This is a genomic window from Peribacillus sp. NPDC094092 (assembly GCF_050279365.1).
Classification (GTDB): domain Bacteria; phylum Bacillota; class Bacilli; order Bacillales; family DSM-1321; genus Peribacillus.
Map to the genome: position 1 here is coordinate 17,548 of NZ_JBNNUC010000007.1, position 17,801 is coordinate 35,348.

Below are 17,801 nucleotides of genomic sequence, written 5' to 3' on the forward strand. Positions count from 1 at the left end.
TAACAAATATCACAATAAATTTAATTCTCAATCGAAACCGTTTACATTTTATGCTCTTGTCGGTTTTTATTATTCTAACCCCCCCTTTTCCTTTATAATCTTTAGATAATCTGGAATTTGTTTAAATATAACAATATATTTTTGATAAAATAAGTGGTTTTTTTTATTAATTTGTATACTTTTTACGTTTGTGAAGTCTTTAAATCTCGGACGGAAAACAGTTCTAAAAAAACCTCACTTTTTGTAAAGTGACAATAAAGTATTTTAATTTTAAAACTTCAAACATCATCCCCCTGTTCTAGTAAGGACAGGAGTAAAATAAGATTAATTGGATGTCCCTTTAAAATGAAGTTCTTAAGAAAAATTAAAAAATCGCTAAAGATAACTTTCAGCGATTTTATTATGACGGCCACCCCTCGAATGATGGAATTCGTAAATATCCTTTTGTGGTCAGATTACGTTATTTTACAATCCCTTTAATTTTCGATATAAGTAAATAAAGTCGTTTGATTCTGACCGAATGTACTTCTTATATTCCGCAAATAGTTCTTTGTGGTCTTTTCATAAATTCCATTAATCCAGCTGGTGAGCCGTCTTCAAATGAAAGTAGCACACCAAATTATTCCTTTCGCAAAACGGCTTTAAAGTCTGCAAATCAAAAAATATTCCTCCATAAACATTAGCTTGTTAATCATCGAATTCGAAATTATTTCATCACAGAAATTCTTAGAAACACCAATTTATTTCAAACACAAACAAAAAATAATATAATCTTTGACCAATTTCTTCTATATATTAATCAATCGTTTGATTAATATAAGTTACCGGATAACCAGTTCGGCATCTATGAAAAAGCGAATGAAACGAAAAAATCGATAAAGTGATCCTGTACTTCTCTGACTAGCAACTGACTAAAGTTAAGTATTTGGGGACCTAGGATTAAAGGAAGCAGTTAACATTATACTTATTGATGCCAGAGTAGACAATAAGTCACCTGCATCTACTGCTTAAGCTGATTGTCATTTTGATACCTGATCCTTATTGGACGGATGTGAAAGATTAACAAAACATCAAGAGCAGACCTTTACAAGGTTTGCACTTTTGAGTTCCCGATATATAGTATCAGTTGAAACTCTAGTAGATTTTTCAAATTCCTAAACTGTCATCATTCACTATGAGTTTTACTCTTGGATACTAACAATTTTGAAGTTCTATGCAATTTCGATTAATCTAGTGTGGACTTAGATAAACTTCACCCTCACGTAGCATACGTTATGCCTGTATTAGCTTTACTTATTTTAATTTACCTGAGAGGATGAATAGGGTTAGTACATTAGATAAGGGGAAGCTTTAAAAGAGGTTTTTCTGCTATATACTTTTGATATAATTAAATTAGAATAAAGAATTGGAAATTGAATTTCAAAAGCAACTTAGGGTTTAACATGAAAAGGGAGGGGCATTCTTGAAAATTCGTCTAGGACTGTTAGGTGTAGCAGACTCCTTTGAAATTATCCAGTCCGTTATAATTAAATATCCGGAAATCATTTGTATACCCATTGAGTGTCTATCAGAAGAGGACTTAATTAAGAAGGTATCACCTATTTTAGAAGAAGTCGATATGTGGCTTTGTTCGGGTCCAATCACTTATAAAATAGTACAGGACTGGAAAAGGATTGAAGCCCCTGTATTTCACGTAAAATATACAGGTTCTACTCTGTACAAAACTGTTTTGAAAGTACTATATGAACAAAAAATCGAGGTTGATGAAATCAGTTTTGATTCAAGCGATGTCTCTACATGGGAACAAGCCTTACAGGAGGCAGGGATAAAAAATAAGCCAAGATTTGTAGAATCTGAAATGATTTCTTTAGAAGGATTAGTGCAATATCATTTTGACCTTTGGAAAAGTGGCCAAACTAAAGCTGCTATCACTGGCCATCCTATTCATGATGAACTTCTCCGTCTCGGTGTTCCTGCTTATCGTACTCTTCCATCATCAATGGCCGTTGAGGCAGTGGTAACCAATATACTTCGCACTTATGAAATGTTACATTTTAAGTCTACCCAGATTGCTGTACAGATAATTGAAATTGATTCTTTTGTTGGACTGATAAAGGATACATTTTCAACTGATGAGATTTTTAGAATTGAGATTAAGTATATGGAAAAGTTGCTCTCATATACAAAAAAAGTACATGGTTCGATTAAATCTTCAGGATTGGGACGTTATGTTATTTTTACCACCAGAGGACTCTTGCAGGATATAACGGGTAATTTTAGGCAGATTCCAGATATCCATGATTTTGATCAGGCGAGTAAAGAAGCAGTTACTTGTGGAATCGGGATAGGACAGACTGTATATGATGCTGAAATTAATGCAGGAAATGCCTTATTACACGCGAAAGAATGTGGAAAAGGCACATGGATGGTTTGCTTTGATGATAAAAAGATAGCAGGCCCGTTAGGAAAGCCGGAGCAACTTACTTATTCCTATATATCAGAACAATTAGAGTCGATAAGTCAACAAACATCACTTAGTGTTATAACATTAAATAAACTGAAATCTTCTCTAAAGAAATTATCAAGTGATGAACTTAATGCAAATGAGCTTGCAAACTATATGCAGATTACTCCAAGGAGTGCCCGTAGAATTTTAACAGTACTTGAGGAGAAAGGGTTTGCGCAGGTTGTTGCCGAGGAGAAGCCACATACACGAGGACGACCACGAAAGATATATAAGATTTCACATTTTTAACTCAGTTAACAGATTACAAAAATCGATAATTAATAAACCTAGCAATCAACAGTTTGTATTTTGTGTCCAGATGACAGTCTGCGTGGCACGGAGGGTATATATCAACCAAAAGAGAGCACATAACTACTTGTGCTCTCCATTCTCCTACATTATGTGTTTTGTAAAATACGAACTTTATATTTCTTAACTTCGGCTGGTAATGGTGAAACGTATTCTTCACCATCACGAAGCTCAACTAACTCTGCTTTTGCCTTTTCAAGTATCTCTGGGCGATTGAGTACTTCCACTGCTGTTGCCGCCATCACTTTTCCGGCGTGAAGCATTCCTTTATGAGCGATAGAAGTTGTTCCAGTTGCAACGAATTGCCATGTATGGAATGGGGTACCTAGTGCTTCACAAACTGTCATACATTGTACTGTTGGAACGACCCAACTTACATCCCCAACATCTGTAGAACCTGTCATTGATCCATTTGCAGGTATAAATGAGTCAATTACATCCGATAAAGTCTTTCCAGCTAATTCTTTATTCATTTGCACTTCTAACTTTTTGTCAGCTTCTGAAAGCGATTCACGAATAGTTCTTGCAAATTGGAGATCATCTTCATCATGTTTAGGCACACCTAATGCAACGAAGTTATCATACATAATTTTTTCTAATGTTGTATTCGGTATTACGTTAGAGAGAGCTGATGCAAAATCTATTTCCACTTCTGTTCCCGTCATTAGAGCTGCACCTTTGGCAATAGCACAAACGCGTTGGTAAACTTCCTCTGTTTGTGAGACACGAGGAGCTCTTACAAAATATAAGACTTCTGCATCTGCTTGGACGACATTTGGTGAAAAACCACCTGTATTCGTAATCGCATAGTGTACTCTTGCTTCTGGAATAATATGTTCACGTAAATAATTCACGCCAACGTTCATGAGTTCAACTGCATCAAGGGCGCTTCTTCCTAAATGCGGACTGCCTGCTGCATGGGCACTCTTTCCTTTGAACTTGAAGTAAACTTCGTAACAAGCGAGGGATGCCATTGACATAACGTTATTGCGTGTTCCAGGGTGCCAACATAATGCAAAGTCTACATCATCGAACAATCCTTCTCTTACCATGAACGTCTTACCTCCACCAATTTCCTCTCCAGGGCAACCGTAATAACGGACTGTACCTTTAATTTTGTTTTCTTCCATATAGTAACGGAGTGCTAATGCTGAAGCTAGTGAACCGGTTCCTAGTAAGTTATGACCACACCCATGTCCATTACCGCCAATTATCTCAGGATTGAATTGTGGAACACCACCAGCCTGACTTAACCCTGAAAGGGCATCAAACTCTCCTAAAAATCCAATAATTGGTTTTCCGCTTCCGAAACTACCAATAAAAGCAGTTTCGATATTTCCCACACCTTTTTCAACAGTGAATCCTTCTTCTTCTAACGTTTGACATAATAATTCTACTGATTTAAACTCTTCGAATCCTGTTTCCGCATAACTCCAGATTTTATCACTCACTTGAATAAGCTTTTCACGCTTTTCTTCTATTATTTCTGATAATCGATTGCGATAATCCATTTCTTTCACCCCTAGATAGCATGATACTATGATTTTTTTACAATTAATGGGACTTGTGCTTTTACTTCTAGTGAAGCGCTTTCATAAATGCTGGTCTTATTTTTCGGTAATTTAAACAATATAGTACAAATTAATACTACAACTAATACGCCTATCAGGAAGATGAACGCCGCTTGGAACGATCCTTCAAATGCATCTATAAGTATGCCCATTGCTGTTGGGGCAATAAATCCTGCCAATCCTCCAGTAAAATACATCGTTCCCATAAATGATCCAATTACATTTTGCGATACGTATTTAAGCGGAATAGATATAATCGCCATGGCAATCGCTGAATCTCCGAAAGAGAAAATACTTTGATAGATAATGGCTAATTGAATAGAAGGTGCCTTAAACATTAAAAATAAAAAAATGCCTGATATAACTGCACCAATTAATACGATGAACTTTTCTTTACCTGCCAACGATTTATCAATTAAATAGCCTGTTAAAATAGCAGATAACAATCCAAATGCTTGTGGAATCATAGCGAGAGAGCCAACTGTCTTTAAATTTAAACCACGTGTTTGCTCCAAATAAGACGGTAGCCATGAAGAGAAGCCCCAATGTACAATACTTGAACAAAAGTACATAATGACAAGGATCCATAGTAGCTTACTTTTATATAAGTCTTTCATCGGGATTTTAGGATGGATTTTACCATCTTGTGTTGTTTTAACAACCTTCGGTGGATGGTAATATTTAACTAATAACAGTGTTACGACAAGACCGACCCCACCAATAAGGTAAAACATGGTTCGCCAGCCCCAAGTGTCTGCGATTAACCCAGAAATATATAAAGCGAGCACCCCACCAATTAACTGAGCTGCAAGTAACATTGACTTCACTCTTGCACGAACTTCTCTTTTGTAAATTTCCGTAATAGCAACACTGCTCCCTGTGGGCAATCCCCCATCACCTAATCCAAGAATCAATCGAATAGCTAAAATTGCTATAAATGACCCAACCATACCTGTTAACAATGAAAATAGAGATATGATGAATACTGCTATTACAATAACTTTTCTCGAACCAAACTTGTCTGCAAACCACCCTGCAATAAGTGTCATACACGCACTACTTAACCAGAAGCTACTAATTACCATACCACTCTGCGTTTGCGATAAGTGCAATTCTTCACTAATAGGTATGATGGCTACATTCATACCAAACAACGTTAATGAATCAACAATCCATCCAAGAAATAGCAACGAAAAAATGAAATGACGTTTACCATTGCTCATCTGTACATTCTCCATGATTGCCCCCTTTTTTTAATATTGAGATAATTCAGTTGATGATAAGTCGAATTATACTCTTATTTATTTACGGATAATAAAGGTCCTGTCCGTAATTATATATTTATTTCGAACGTTTCGCAATAAACAAATTACTAATTTATTTAATATTTCTTTGATCTGTTTTTAGTGATTCAAAGATAATTTAGCAAAAACGTAAATGACCCGATGATAAATATGAATTAATCAATGGGTCCAATTAGTTGACTATGGATAAAAGGAATAGAGTATGGAGAACAGGAGAATAAGCAGCTAATACCTGAAGTTGTATATGCTGCACCGACATTAGGCGTTATGGGTACCAGTTTAATAGATAATGCTCACGAATACTCGCTTATTCGCAGGAATTCAAACCGCATGGTATAGGTTGCTTTAGATGAACGAAAGAGATGACCGTTTTGATAAGATGAGGGCAGATTGAAATAGGGAATCTGTTGAAAATCCCATATGATTACATATGCTGCAAGCATTAATGTAGGGATATCACTCTGTGAAGAGGTCTATAAAAAAAAAACTTGAGCTATCAAGGTTTTTGGGTGAAATATTATTATGGAGAATAGGCTCGAACCTCTGACCTCAACGATGCCAGTAATCCCTGGAACGAACGGATGTTCTTGTGTAACTCTTTTATGCTAAGGGTACTTCCTGACGGCTTATGGTTTGAGTAGGACCAATTAGGAAGGTTGTCGCCGGTGTTCAGCGACAAATCGGCGACAGATTAAGAGTTTGAAATCTTTTGTTTTTTAGAGAAAAGACCATCTAGTGCAAATTGAACTTTCTCATTAGTGTACAGCGATTTGTATTTTGGAAGTGGTAATGGTCAAAGTTCTGTAGAAATTGAAGTTCTTGATTTTCGTAATCTTGGATTTCTTACATTGTTTATTGGAGTTACAAGTTTTATCGTTCTTTTTTATCATATGGTCAAATAAACCTGCCCGTATTCATTTTGATGATAAAGAAATAGGGGGAAAGGCAATATCTGAGAAGTAGTATTTTTAGGTCTTAACGATGCTTTAACCAGGCATCGTCTATTTAAGTTTGTAAATCGTTAAACAAATACCTCCAATCATAGCAATTTACCTAACCAGGAGCTTTGTTTAATGACGAACTGAAAAGAGTGATATGTTGATTAAAAAACTTTTCACTTTATCTTTAATAGATTTGCCTTTACTTTCCCCTCTTTAGGGTCAGCTGTTGAGGCTTTTTTCTAGTTAATAATGAAATAAAGAGCAGGTGAATTGGACAAATTAAGACCTGATTTACAAAATCTTAACATTGGATTAATGTGGGATTTACGTTGAATGATTATGATGAAACCGTAATAAACAGTAATGAACATTAAACATTCCACATTAAAATTGGATTTTTATTGAGAGCAGGTATCTAAGCTAGAAAGAGAATTTAATAGATTGAATGAGAAAAGGGGCTATATAGCATGAGTTTCATTGCGATAGATTTAGACGGAACATTATTAAACGACCAGAATGAAATTAGTGAAGAAAATATAAAGGCGATTCAATATGCCCAAGATAGAGGCTTTGAAGTAGTTATTTCAACAGGACGGGCTTATTTTGACGTTCAAACAATTTGTGAAAAAGCCGGGATTTCCCCATTTGTAATCGGGACAAATGGTGCAACCACTCATTCCAAAAGCGGAAAGTGCATTTCTTCTATTACGATAACTAAAGATTGTGTCGAATCTATTCTCCAATGGCTAGATGAACGGAATTATTATTACGAAGTGTTTACTGATAAAGCCATTTATACGCTTAAGAAGGGAAGAGAACATTTCCATAATGAGATTAAAAGTTTGAAAAGTGCAGATTTGAATACAGATATGAAAGAATTAGTTGAAGTAGCGGAAAGGCAATTTGATCAGTTTGGATATGTTTTAGTTGAAAACTATCATGATATCTTAAAACAAGAGGAAGAATTCTATAACGTATTAGCATGTTCTTTTGATAAAAAGAAATTAGAGGAAGCATGGAACCAATTCGAACAGTTTGATGAGTTGATGGTTGTTTCATCTGCTGATCACAACATTGAAATTACTAGTAAAAGAGCTTCAAAAGGAATGGCCCTTGAAAAATTGGCTTTTTTGATGAATGGCTCCTTAGATCAGGCTATGGCAATCGGGGACAGCAACAATGATTTATCCATGTTCCAGAAAGTTGGATACAGCGTAGCGATGGGAAATGCGAAAGATGCCATAAAAGCTGTTTGTACAACGTCAACCCTGAAAAATGATGAGAACGGGGTAGCTTATGCGATTTATCGATATATGGAGAACTTCGAGGTTCAAAAATAAGTGTCAATGCCGAAGTAGCGGGCAATAAAATGGCATGGATATATATCATAATGGCAGGACTTTTGGAAATCGTCTGTTTATGAGGGAGGATTGTTTATGGCAGTAGCACAGAAGCAGGTCAAAAAATGGTTTACCTTATGTATCTTAATTTTGGGAGGAGGAACAATATTTAAATTATCATCCTTAAAAGATGCTTTTTACGTTCCGATGCAAAAATATTTTCATCTTTCACATACCCAAATAGGTTTGGCATTATCTGTATATGCTATTGTGCAAATGTTAGGTTATGTAGTCTCCATGTATATCACTGATAGATTTTCTAAAAGGAAGTTAATTCCGATTGGATTGATTGGTGTAGGTGCAACTGGGATTTATTTATCTACTATACCAAGTTATTATGGAATTTTAGCTTCTTGGGGAGTAATGGCTTTATTTACAGAGATTACTTTTTGGCCAGTATTGATAAAAACCGTTAAATTGCTTGGAGACTCCGACGAACAAGGCAGGATGTTTGGATTTCTTGAAGCTGGCCGTGGTGTTGTAGATACAATCGTTGCATTCTCTGCTCTAGGTATATTTATGTGGTTAGGATCTGAGTCATTAGGTTTCAGAGCCGCAATTTTATTCTTTGCCTTGATTACAATTATTGTAGGTATTATTAGTTATTTCTTTATAGAGGACGATATTATCGAAACGTTTGATAAGGGTGGAGAAGAATTTAGTAAAAATAAAGTAGCTTTGAAAGGTGCGATGCAAGCAATAAAAACTCCCATACTGTGGTTTTCCTCATTTACAATATTTTGCGTTTATACGGTTTACGCAGGTTTAACTTACTTTATTCCGTTCTTGGAAGAAATTTACGGAATGCCGGTAGCGTTATTAGGTGTATATGGGATTATAAACCAATACGGATTAAAAATGGTAGGCGGTCCCATCGGTGGATTCTTAGTTGATAAAAAATTTAAATCAGCGACAAAATACCTTAGATTTACATTTCTCTTATCCATTATTACAATGATAATTTTTATTATGCTTCCACATGACAAAATGAATATTTATATAGGAATAATTGCGACACTTGGTTTCGGATCGATTGTATTTACTCAACGGGCTGTGTTTTTTGCCCCATTAGATGAAATTGATATTCCAAAAGAAATAAGCGGTGCTGCCGTATCAGTAGCTTGTTTAGTTGGTTATGCTCCTTCAATTTTCGCCTTTGCCATGTATGGTAATATTCTGGATCACAATCCTGGAATTACTGGATATAGATATGTATTTATGATTATGATTGCATTTGCAGCTATAGGTTTTATTATAAGTAACTATTCAGTTAAAATTTTAAAAAAGAAAAAACAAACTAACCGATATTTGGAAAATGATTAAATGAATGGTTAATTTTTTATCGATATATAAATTGGCTTAAATTTGGGTAAAAAATGAAAATTGGATTAGAAACAAAAAGCTTTCACTTGTAGTTTATTGGTTGAATGAATATTTTCGATTTTATCAGAAAAACAGCTGAATTAGGATTAGACGGAGTCATACTTTACACAGAATAATTTTAGAAAGGTGTCATCCATATGTTTCCTACTTTTAAACGACCTAAAGGTTCGGGGGGAGTAAGCGAAGTAAGGAAAGGATCATTTAAGATGTAAAAACCGTATTTCAATCAAAAACTGAATGATCCTTTAACAACATACTATCCAAGTGATGATCTTTTAGAACAAATGTTATTGGCCAAAGATATTGAAATTAAAGAATCTGTACAAACGGTCAAAAGTTCGTAGATAAAAAGGAGATTTTTATTATGAAAGAAGCAGTTTTAACAAGTAATGCGCCACAACCTATTGGACCATATTCCCAAGCGGTATTATCAAAAGGGATTCTCTATATTTCGGGGCAACTTCCTTTAAATCCTAATACTAATAAATTAGCTATAGGCATTGAAGACCAAGCAAGACAATGTTTAGAAAATTTAAAGCACATTTTAATAGAAAAAGGTTTAGAAATGAATTCAGTTTTGAAAACAACTATATTTGTGACTGATTTATCAGATTTTCAAACTGTAAATGAAATTTATGCGGAATATTTTTCGAAGCCTTTTCCAGCTAGGAGTACCATTCAGGTAGCAGAATTACCTATGAATGCAATGATTGAAATTGAATTGATGGCAGAGGTAAAAAGATGACCAATTATTCTTTTTTGGGGAGAATGTGTTTCGTCGTTTAGTTGCTGGTTCTTACCTAATTTAAGAGAACTTTCGTAAGCAAAGTCGTTAAGTAGAAATTAATTCAAATAAAAATAGAAGTCGAACAAAATTTAGTTTTATTTCTTCTCGGCACAATAAATTAACATAAAGGTGGGTAAAACATGAAAATTGGATTAGAAACAGAAAGCTTTCACTTGCAGTTTATTACAGGTCGAATGGATATTTTCGGTTTTATCAGAAAAACAGCCGAATTGGGATTAGATGGAGTCATGATCAATATTGTTCCATGGCCAGAGTTACCAGGGATTGGTACGTTAGAGTCATTTGAACCGGAATATTTAGACAAGGTGAAAAAAGAAATTCAAAAGTATGGATTTTTCGCTGAAATCGATACAAATGGAACCGATCCGAAACATCTAACAGAGGTCATTGAGGCCGCGCATAGAATTGGAGCGGATGTCATTCGTACGTATACCTGTATGGGAGAATATGATCCAGACAGATTGAGAAGAGCTCCTGAAGATATTAAACAAATTGTACCATTATTAAAGAAATATAGAATCAAGCTTGCTGTTGAAAATCACGAGGAAGAGTTAACAGATGAAGTGATTCAAATCATTAAGGAAGTCAACAGCCCTTGGGTTGGTGCTCATTGTGATTTCGGGAATGCAATGATGGCATGGGAGGACCCGGTTGAAGCTGTAAGAAAATTAGCACCATATGCCTTTACAACTCATTTTAAGGATCATATTATCGTCCATGATGGCGAAGATTACAGGGTATGTGGCGTACCTGCTGGGACTGGTAATATCGATTTGGAAGAATGTTTTATAATATTGATTGAGAATTCAATGTTGATTAGAATCAACGTTGAAATGTGCTTCCCGTATGCCATCCATTTTAAGAGAGAGCCTGGTACAGGCGGAGTCTTTGCAGTAGGTGAAGGAGCATTTAAGGTGGAACAACCTCCTTATGATTTAAATGTAATTAAGCCATTGGATTACTATTATCCGCCAGCAGAACTTCTAGAACAAATGATTGAGGATCAAGAAATAGGTGCAGAGCAATCGGTTAGATATGCACTTGCATTAAGGGATAAATACTGCCGCTAAATAAAAAACAGGGAGAGGTTCTTTCGGGAATAATCTCCCTATTTATTTTGCAGAAGGGTGCTTTAGTTTAACAATAGGGTTGCTCCGCAACACTTTCTTAAGTTAAATTTACCTTACGAACGTTCGTGATGGTGATGAAATGACGTCAGAGCGAATTAAGGAAAAGGATCTTGGAGGGAATTTTATGAATCGAAATTGGGCATATGTTATTATTGCCGGGATTATTGAGATAATGTGGGCAATGGGGTTGAAGTATTCAAATAATTTGATTTCTTGGGCCGGCACATTTTTTCTTATCTATGTATCCTTTGTCGTTTTGATGAAAGCTACAAAAAAGCTACCCGTTGCTACTGTCTATGCTGTCTTTACAGGAATAGGAACAGCGGGAACAGTCTTGGTGGAAATGGTGGTTTTTGGAGAACCTTTCAGTTGGACAAAAATATTGTTTATTCTCCTGCTTCTGTCTGGTGTAGTAGGATTAAAACTTGTCACAACTGAATCAAGCAAGAAAGAAGGTGCAGTATAAATGGCTTGGTTATATCTTATCTTGGCAGGAGCTTTTGAAGTGGTTGGTGTTACGGGTATGAATAAAGTTGTTAAAGATAAAAACTTACAGTCGTATATAGTATTATTTATGGGATTTATATTTAGTTTTGGTTTTCTAAGTCTAGCTATGAAAACTCTCCCTATGGGAATCTCCTATGCGGTATGGACAGGGATTGGAACTGTGGGAGGAGTAATTATTGGAATGTTGTTTTATGGAGAATCAAAAGATTGGAAACGAATTTTATTTATAGGGGCCATTTTAGTAGCAGTAGTGGGTTTGAAATTGACATCATAAATATCATACGTTGTTGAACTCCCATGAAAATTAAAAATGCTCAAAATCCAGAAAAAACCACAACAAAATAGACCCAGTAAAAACGCTTTTTAAAAAATGCTGAGCCTTATGAGTGATCTATTTAAGTTTGGTAAATCGTTAAACAAAAACCTCCAATCATAAGGGGTAAGATATTTAGATCGAGGCGAATGTGGTATTTTCCGGAGTATTGGTAACTTTGTTGATGGAGGAAATGAAGCAGAATTTTTTGCTAAATCAAGGATTTTTTTATAGAATAATCAACAATTTTGGGTATCTCTCTAAATTTAATGAATTTTCCGATTTTCCCAAACAACTCTATCCTCTTATGAAATGAATTTTGTTCTGCTATTCTGTCAACAATGGAATCTTCTAGTGAAATGATATTACAAAGAGGAAGTTTCTTATCTATAATATCAGGCATGGCATTATTAACAAATTAGTTAAGATAGTGAAGGGCTAGCCCTCCACAAAATTAAGTAGATGCTAGCGCGACGACCAAAAAAGGATTAATCTCCCATAATGAACTAACAAAAGGATTCAATCTACACATGAATCGTAAATTTTTAAAAAAGAATCAAACCAATATGTGATATGCATTTAATCTTTTATGATTAATTCACTACCTGAATGAAAAAAAGACCTGGGATTGATTTGTAAAGGCTAAAGACCCTTTTTGCATCCAAACAAATTCGTTTAATCAATAAAACGCGACTATTGCCCTTGTATCAGCCTGAAAAGTTGGTACAGGGGTTTTATTTTGTTTGGCTACCCTTACGTCCCAAGGAAAATAGCGAAATGTTAGAAGCTTTGCCACGTTTTTTTCACAGGCGGGAAAAATCCCTCACAATATTAGGCAACATAAATCTTTCCCTGTTCATATAGTGAGGTCATATTCACGTCATACCAACCTCCACAAAATAGTCATATCAATTCTCTCTTATCGATTAAATTATTTTTTTAATAAATCACATCTTCATTAGAGGAAATTACACCAAAATAAACCCCTTGGGAGCCATGGGGTTTATCGTTTTTCACTTTTATTATTCTAGAAATACAGAATAATAAAAGTGAAAAATGATGGAATAAATATTTCATAAATACTCGCCTTGAACGATGCAAATAAATGGAGCGTTTCTACAACATTCTGTACGTGTCGCTTCGGCATTAAATGTTTCGATAACGTACTGTACCACTCATGCTTCGGCTAAATTCTGTAGGTCTCTGTACCATCTAGGGTTACTGCCGCAATACCGAACGAGCCGGAAACCGTAAGAATAAGGGATTAAAGGATTAGTAGAGTAAAAAGTCACAAGGATAGTAGCCACCTGGCTGCTTTTTTATTATTTTTTCCCTTTGCCTTCCGAATCGTAAAACAGCGCAGGCCGGCTAACCTTCCAGCCGGTAGGACACCCGAACCTTTCCGGCAGGAAGCTAAGACGGCCAGTCCATCGATCAAGGGGCAAAAAAGTTTTAGATTAGGGGCGCTATCGCAACATCCAAAACTTTTTGTGCTGAATCCCTTGACCGATTGCCTATGCGTGTTTTTCGTTCTCCATGTCAAAGGGGAAAAATAATCCCCCTTTGGGGAACTGATTCGCTTCGCAAGGCAAATGAAAATAGAAAAGAGACACCCATCATGGAAAAACAAAAGGGCAAAAAATAAAAAAATGAAAAGGAGTTTTGAAAAATGGAGTTATCCCCAATTTTTGAAGTGGTACGAATCAAGCAGGAAATCAGGGAAATGGTTGAGCCGTTTGCGGCCTTCCAAATCCGCAATGCAGAAGATGCCCGGGAATTGGCCGCCGCGCAAATCGCAAACGAGGACAGGGAAGTGTTCCTTGTCATGATGCTCAACACGAAAAATCAGGTGGTAGGTCTTCATCGGGCGCATGTGGGAAGCCTAAATGCGAGTGTCGTCCATCCTAGAGACGTGCTGAAATGCGCCATATTAAACAACGCGGCCTCCCTTATTGTCAGCCATCAGCACCCATCGGGTGACCCAACCCCGAGTATGGAAGACATTGAAGTCACAAAGAGATTGGCGGAAGCAGGGAAAATTATGGGGATTGAAGTTTTAGACCATTTGATTGTTTCCCATACGGGTAAGTATGTTAGCTTAAAAGCAAAGGGATATTTTTGATAAAGAAATTGGACAAGCAAAGGGGGGCACGTCCCCCTTTAGTGATTGAAGCACCTGGAGGAAACAACCAATAAGAGGAGGCACACCGGCTGGATCGTCCTGGTGCATTCACGCATGGAGAAAAATCCCTTTTTTCTCGATTTAGAGCAGGCATCGTGATTGCTTGACGGTTGTTTGATGTATCTCTAAAAACTACAGTAGCGCCTTCAGGTTAAAGGAACAATTTGCTGAATAAATATTCTACTCTCGTATTAAAAGTCGAAATGTTATACATTCATTTGCTTCTTACTTTATCTTTCCCTTTACAATTTACCCTCAGCCTTGTAAGCCGCCTGTACCATTAGTTTCGCAAACAGTTTCTTTATCACCGTATCCTTTTTTTCTTTTTCATCATAAGATATCCCTCGCAATTTAATATTCTTGCTAAATGGTATCACCCTGGTAAAGGAAGCTCGTAGTTTCAAAATCGAGGTGACCTCAGAAGTGGAGATTTACCGGGGTGAAGTATTCCCGCATGACATTTCCCCATATTTAAAGAAAGGAACAAAATAAATATTCAAAAATCTTCGTGAATAGCTATTACACCACTTTAATCCATAAAACGCTGTACAAAAAGACCGTCGCCTTGAAGCCACTCAGCTATAAAAACATCTTTGTATTCAATAATATTTTGAGTATTTAATTGTGATTTTAACCAAGATTCATTAAAGCCCAAATCAAAAATTTCATCCCATAAAACTTCACCATCTCTTATTAAAGTGACTGGAGCAGAAACAATTTTTGAAGGCATATTGAAATCTTCCTGGGTAGTTTTTTGATACTTTGACTTTTTTAAAATACTAATTGACCCGTTCGCCTCTAAATAACAATAGGCAACTTCGCGAATAGAAAAGGTTTCACTTTGACGAAGTAAACTTTGTAACTGGTTAATATTCATCCTATTTTTTCTTAATGTTTCTCGATCTACAATTCCATTTTTGATAAGTGCCGAAGGTTTTCCTTCAACCACGCCCCTGAATGAAAGAAATTTTTGACTTAGATATTCTACAGAAAAAAGTAATCCCCCCCAAATGGTCATCGAGTAAACAATATAAAATACGCCAATTTTATGATCGTATAAAGCATTTCCTAGTAGTTCTCCCAATACAATAGCTGCGATAAAAGTAAAAGGGGAAATTTTATTAATGATTTTTTTTCCTACAAACTTAACTATAATAAATAGAAAAATAAATCCAACTATAAGTTCAATTGTTAAATACATGATTTTCATTTATTTAGAAACTCCATTCATCTTTTAAGGCTTTAAAATCTTGATTAAACCTGATTATTTAATTGTTTAGTTACACTAATATAGACTATAGACACAATCATTTTCTTTTACCCTTCATTAACAGTAATTAGTTCCCGTTAATAGTTTGTAAAGTAAAAACCACATATTAATTACCATCTAATCTAACTTTTATTATCTTTTGAAGTTTATTTGATTATTCATTGGTAAGTGAAATTACGTAACGGACTTATAGTTGTACATAGTTTGGAGTATTACAAATACAGTCACGTCATGATGTTTGAATAAATAAGAAAAGAGCAACACAGTTGCTCTTTTCAGGATCAAAAACATTATAATAACTGGTTTTTTTAGCGAAATAGCTGAAATACGTAAGTGGTGAAAGAAATGATGCTTTATTTCCAAATTATCGTTTTAATTTTTATAACAACTAATTGGGTAATTAAATTAACATACTACAGTTTTATAAAGTACTTAACATTAAATATTGTACTGAATTATCTTCTTTCATTTCTATCGTAAAATTTTCCTAAAGTTGGAGTATTCGAATTTAACAAAATGCGACCTAAGCATTTTTACATATTGTCAGCTGTACTAGCAATCGATATTTATTTTTATCGATTATTAGTGGAACGGACCATAAAAGAGGTAAATAAATATTAGAAGAAGTACCCCTTAAAAAAAAAGGATTATTTTAAAAGATAACAAAAAGGATAAAAATACTTTAACTAAGGGCGATTGTGTAATAAGACCGGTTCCAACGGGCGCATATCCGAATTAAGGATTGTCGTCTTTTTTTGCATGAAAAGGCCATAAAACATCACGAAGGATCAAAAAAATGCTCTGGCATCTGACAGGACTTTTTGAATTTTTTGGGTGAATTCACAATTTGGGAACACCATAAAATGGGACTCTCCTGGTGTTAAAGGACCTTAAGTAAAACCAAAAGAAATGATATGCATCACTAATTTTGAGCATATGGTCTTACCTTCTTAAGTACATTCTATATTGATTTCTTTTTCAAAATACTGACAAAGACATTTAAGAAAAATCGCCCTGTTGGTGTTTTATCTATAAATCCAATATATAGGACATGAATATTAATTATTTTTTCAGAATAACTTTTAATGGTGAACGAGACAGGTCTCTTTTTAATACAATAACAGATGAATAACAACTAGTTTTCGAGGTTCTTAGCTATTAAGTAAGTATCTTTTACCTTAGGGTGGTTTTATATGGATAACAAAAATAAGCCATTTAAAGGATACCGTACCCTGGATCTATTTCAGTCAGATAACAATATTTGTGCGGGAAAGCTGCAGCCACCACGAGGTTGTGATTTTTTTCCTTTTAATTACTACTATCCGACAGGCCCGACGGGAGCTACTGGACCAACGGGAGCCACCGGCCCGACGGGAGCTACAGGGCTGGCGGGATCAACTGGACCAACGGGAGCCACCGGTCCGACGGGAGCTACAGGGCTGGCGGGATCAACTGGCCCGACGGGAGCAACTGGGCTGGCGGGACCAACTGGCCCAACGGGGGCCACTGGTCCAACGGGAGCCACCGGCCCGGCGGGAGATACTGGCCCAACGGGAGCTACCGGCCCAACGGGAGCTACTGGGTCGACGGGAGCTACTGGGTCGACGGGAGCTACCGGTCCGACGGGAGCTACCGGTCCGACGGGATCAACGGGAGCCACCGGGCCAACCGGAGCTATCGGGCCGACGGGAGATACTGGCCCGACGGGAGCCACCGGCCCGGCGGGAGATACTGGATCGACGGGAGCCACCGGCCCGGCGGGAGATACTGGCCCAACGGGAGCTACCGGCCCAACGGGAGCTACTGGGTCGACGGGAGATACTGGCCCGACGGGAGCCACCGGTCCGACGGGAGCCACGGGGCCAACAGGAGCCACCGGTCCGACGGGAGCTACGGGTCCAACGGGAGCTACTGGATCGTTGGGAGCCACGGGGCCAACAGGGGCCACCGGTCCGACGGGAGCCACGGGGCCAACAGGAGCCACCGGTCCGACGGGAGCTACGGGTCCGACGGGAGATACTGGCCCGACGGGAGCCACCGGGCCAATCGGGGATACTGGCCCAACGGGGGCCACTGGTCCAACGGGAGCCGCCGGCCCGGCGGGAGATACTGGATCGACGGGAGCCACCGGGCCAACCGGAGATACTGGCCCAACGGGAGCTACCGGCCCAACGGGA

Annotated in this window: 12 protein-coding genes; 9 read left to right on the forward strand and 3 right to left on the reverse strand. The window is 37.0% G+C overall.

Annotation, left to right across the window (positions count from 1 at the left end):
• Positions 1-1,462: 1,462 nt before the first annotated feature.
• Positions 1,463-2,755, forward strand: a complete 1,293-nt coding sequence (locus ACQKNS_RS23910; protein ID WP_427645751.1) for an ArsR family transcriptional regulator — start codon at positions 1,463-1,465, stop codon at positions 2,753-2,755.
• 149 nt (positions 2,756-2,904) lie between these two features.
• Here the strand turns inward: ACQKNS_RS23910 and ACQKNS_RS23915 are convergent, their stop codons facing one another.
• Positions 2,905-4,326: a M20 family metallopeptidase gene (locus ACQKNS_RS23915; RefSeq protein WP_427645752.1), complete on the reverse strand. Its 1,422-nt coding sequence runs from the start codon at positions 4,324-4,326 to the stop codon at positions 2,905-2,907.
• 26 nt (positions 4,327-4,352) lie between these two features.
• Positions 4,353-5,624 (reverse strand): MFS transporter, encoded by a 1,272-nt coding sequence (locus tag ACQKNS_RS23920; protein ID WP_427645753.1) that lies wholly within the window; start codon positions 5,622-5,624, stop codon positions 4,353-4,355.
• 1,474 nt (positions 5,625-7,098) lie between these two features.
• Here ACQKNS_RS23920 and ACQKNS_RS23925 point away from each other — a divergent pair.
• From ACQKNS_RS23925 to ACQKNS_RS23955, 7 genes are all read left to right on the forward strand, one after another.
• Positions 7,099-7,971 (forward strand): Cof-type HAD-IIB family hydrolase, encoded by an 873-nt coding sequence (locus tag ACQKNS_RS23925; RefSeq protein WP_427645754.1) that lies wholly within the window; start codon positions 7,099-7,101, stop codon positions 7,969-7,971.
• A gap of 96 nt (positions 7,972-8,067) precedes the next feature.
• The gene (locus tag ACQKNS_RS23930; protein WP_427645755.1) at positions 8,068-9,354 is read left to right on the forward strand and encodes an MFS transporter; all 1,287 of its coding nucleotides are present in this window, start codon (positions 8,068-8,070) and stop codon (positions 9,352-9,354) included.
• Positions 9,355-9,778: 424 nt separating this feature from the next.
• On the forward strand, positions 9,779-10,159 hold the full coding sequence (locus ACQKNS_RS23935; protein WP_053437678.1) for a RidA family protein: 381 nt from the start codon (positions 9,779-9,781) through the stop codon (positions 10,157-10,159).
• A 182-nt stretch (positions 10,160-10,341) separates the two neighbouring features.
• Complete coding sequence (locus tag ACQKNS_RS23940; RefSeq protein WP_427645756.1) at positions 10,342-11,292, forward strand: sugar phosphate isomerase/epimerase family protein; 951 nt, start codon at positions 10,342-10,344, stop codon at positions 11,290-11,292.
• A 184-nt stretch (positions 11,293-11,476) separates the two neighbouring features.
• Positions 11,477-11,818 carry a DMT family transporter gene (locus ACQKNS_RS23945; RefSeq protein WP_148358463.1) on the forward strand — a complete coding sequence of 114 codons (342 nt, stop codon included), beginning with the start codon at positions 11,477-11,479 and terminating at the stop codon, positions 11,816-11,818.
• Positions 11,819-12,133: a DMT family transporter gene (locus ACQKNS_RS23950; RefSeq protein WP_148358464.1), complete on the forward strand. Its 315-nt coding sequence runs from the start codon at positions 11,819-11,821 to the stop codon at positions 12,131-12,133.
• 1,708 nt (positions 12,134-13,841) lie between these two features.
• A complete protein-coding gene (locus ACQKNS_RS23955) occupies positions 13,842-14,294 on the forward strand; it encodes a JAB domain-containing protein (protein WP_427645757.1) in 453 nt (150 codons plus the stop codon).
• Between the two features lie 589 nt (positions 14,295-14,883).
• Here ACQKNS_RS23955 and ACQKNS_RS23960 read toward each other — a convergent pair.
• Complete coding sequence (locus ACQKNS_RS23960) at positions 14,884-15,564, reverse strand: DUF421 domain-containing protein (RefSeq protein ID WP_427645758.1); 681 nt, start codon at positions 15,562-15,564, stop codon at positions 14,884-14,886.
• Between the two features lie 1,253 nt (positions 15,565-16,817).
• Between ACQKNS_RS23960 and ACQKNS_RS23965 the strand changes: the two genes are divergently transcribed.
• Positions 16,818-17,801, forward strand: a 984-nt coding sequence (locus tag ACQKNS_RS23965) for a hypothetical protein (RefSeq protein ID WP_427645759.1), incomplete at its 3' end; no start/stop codon positions are given.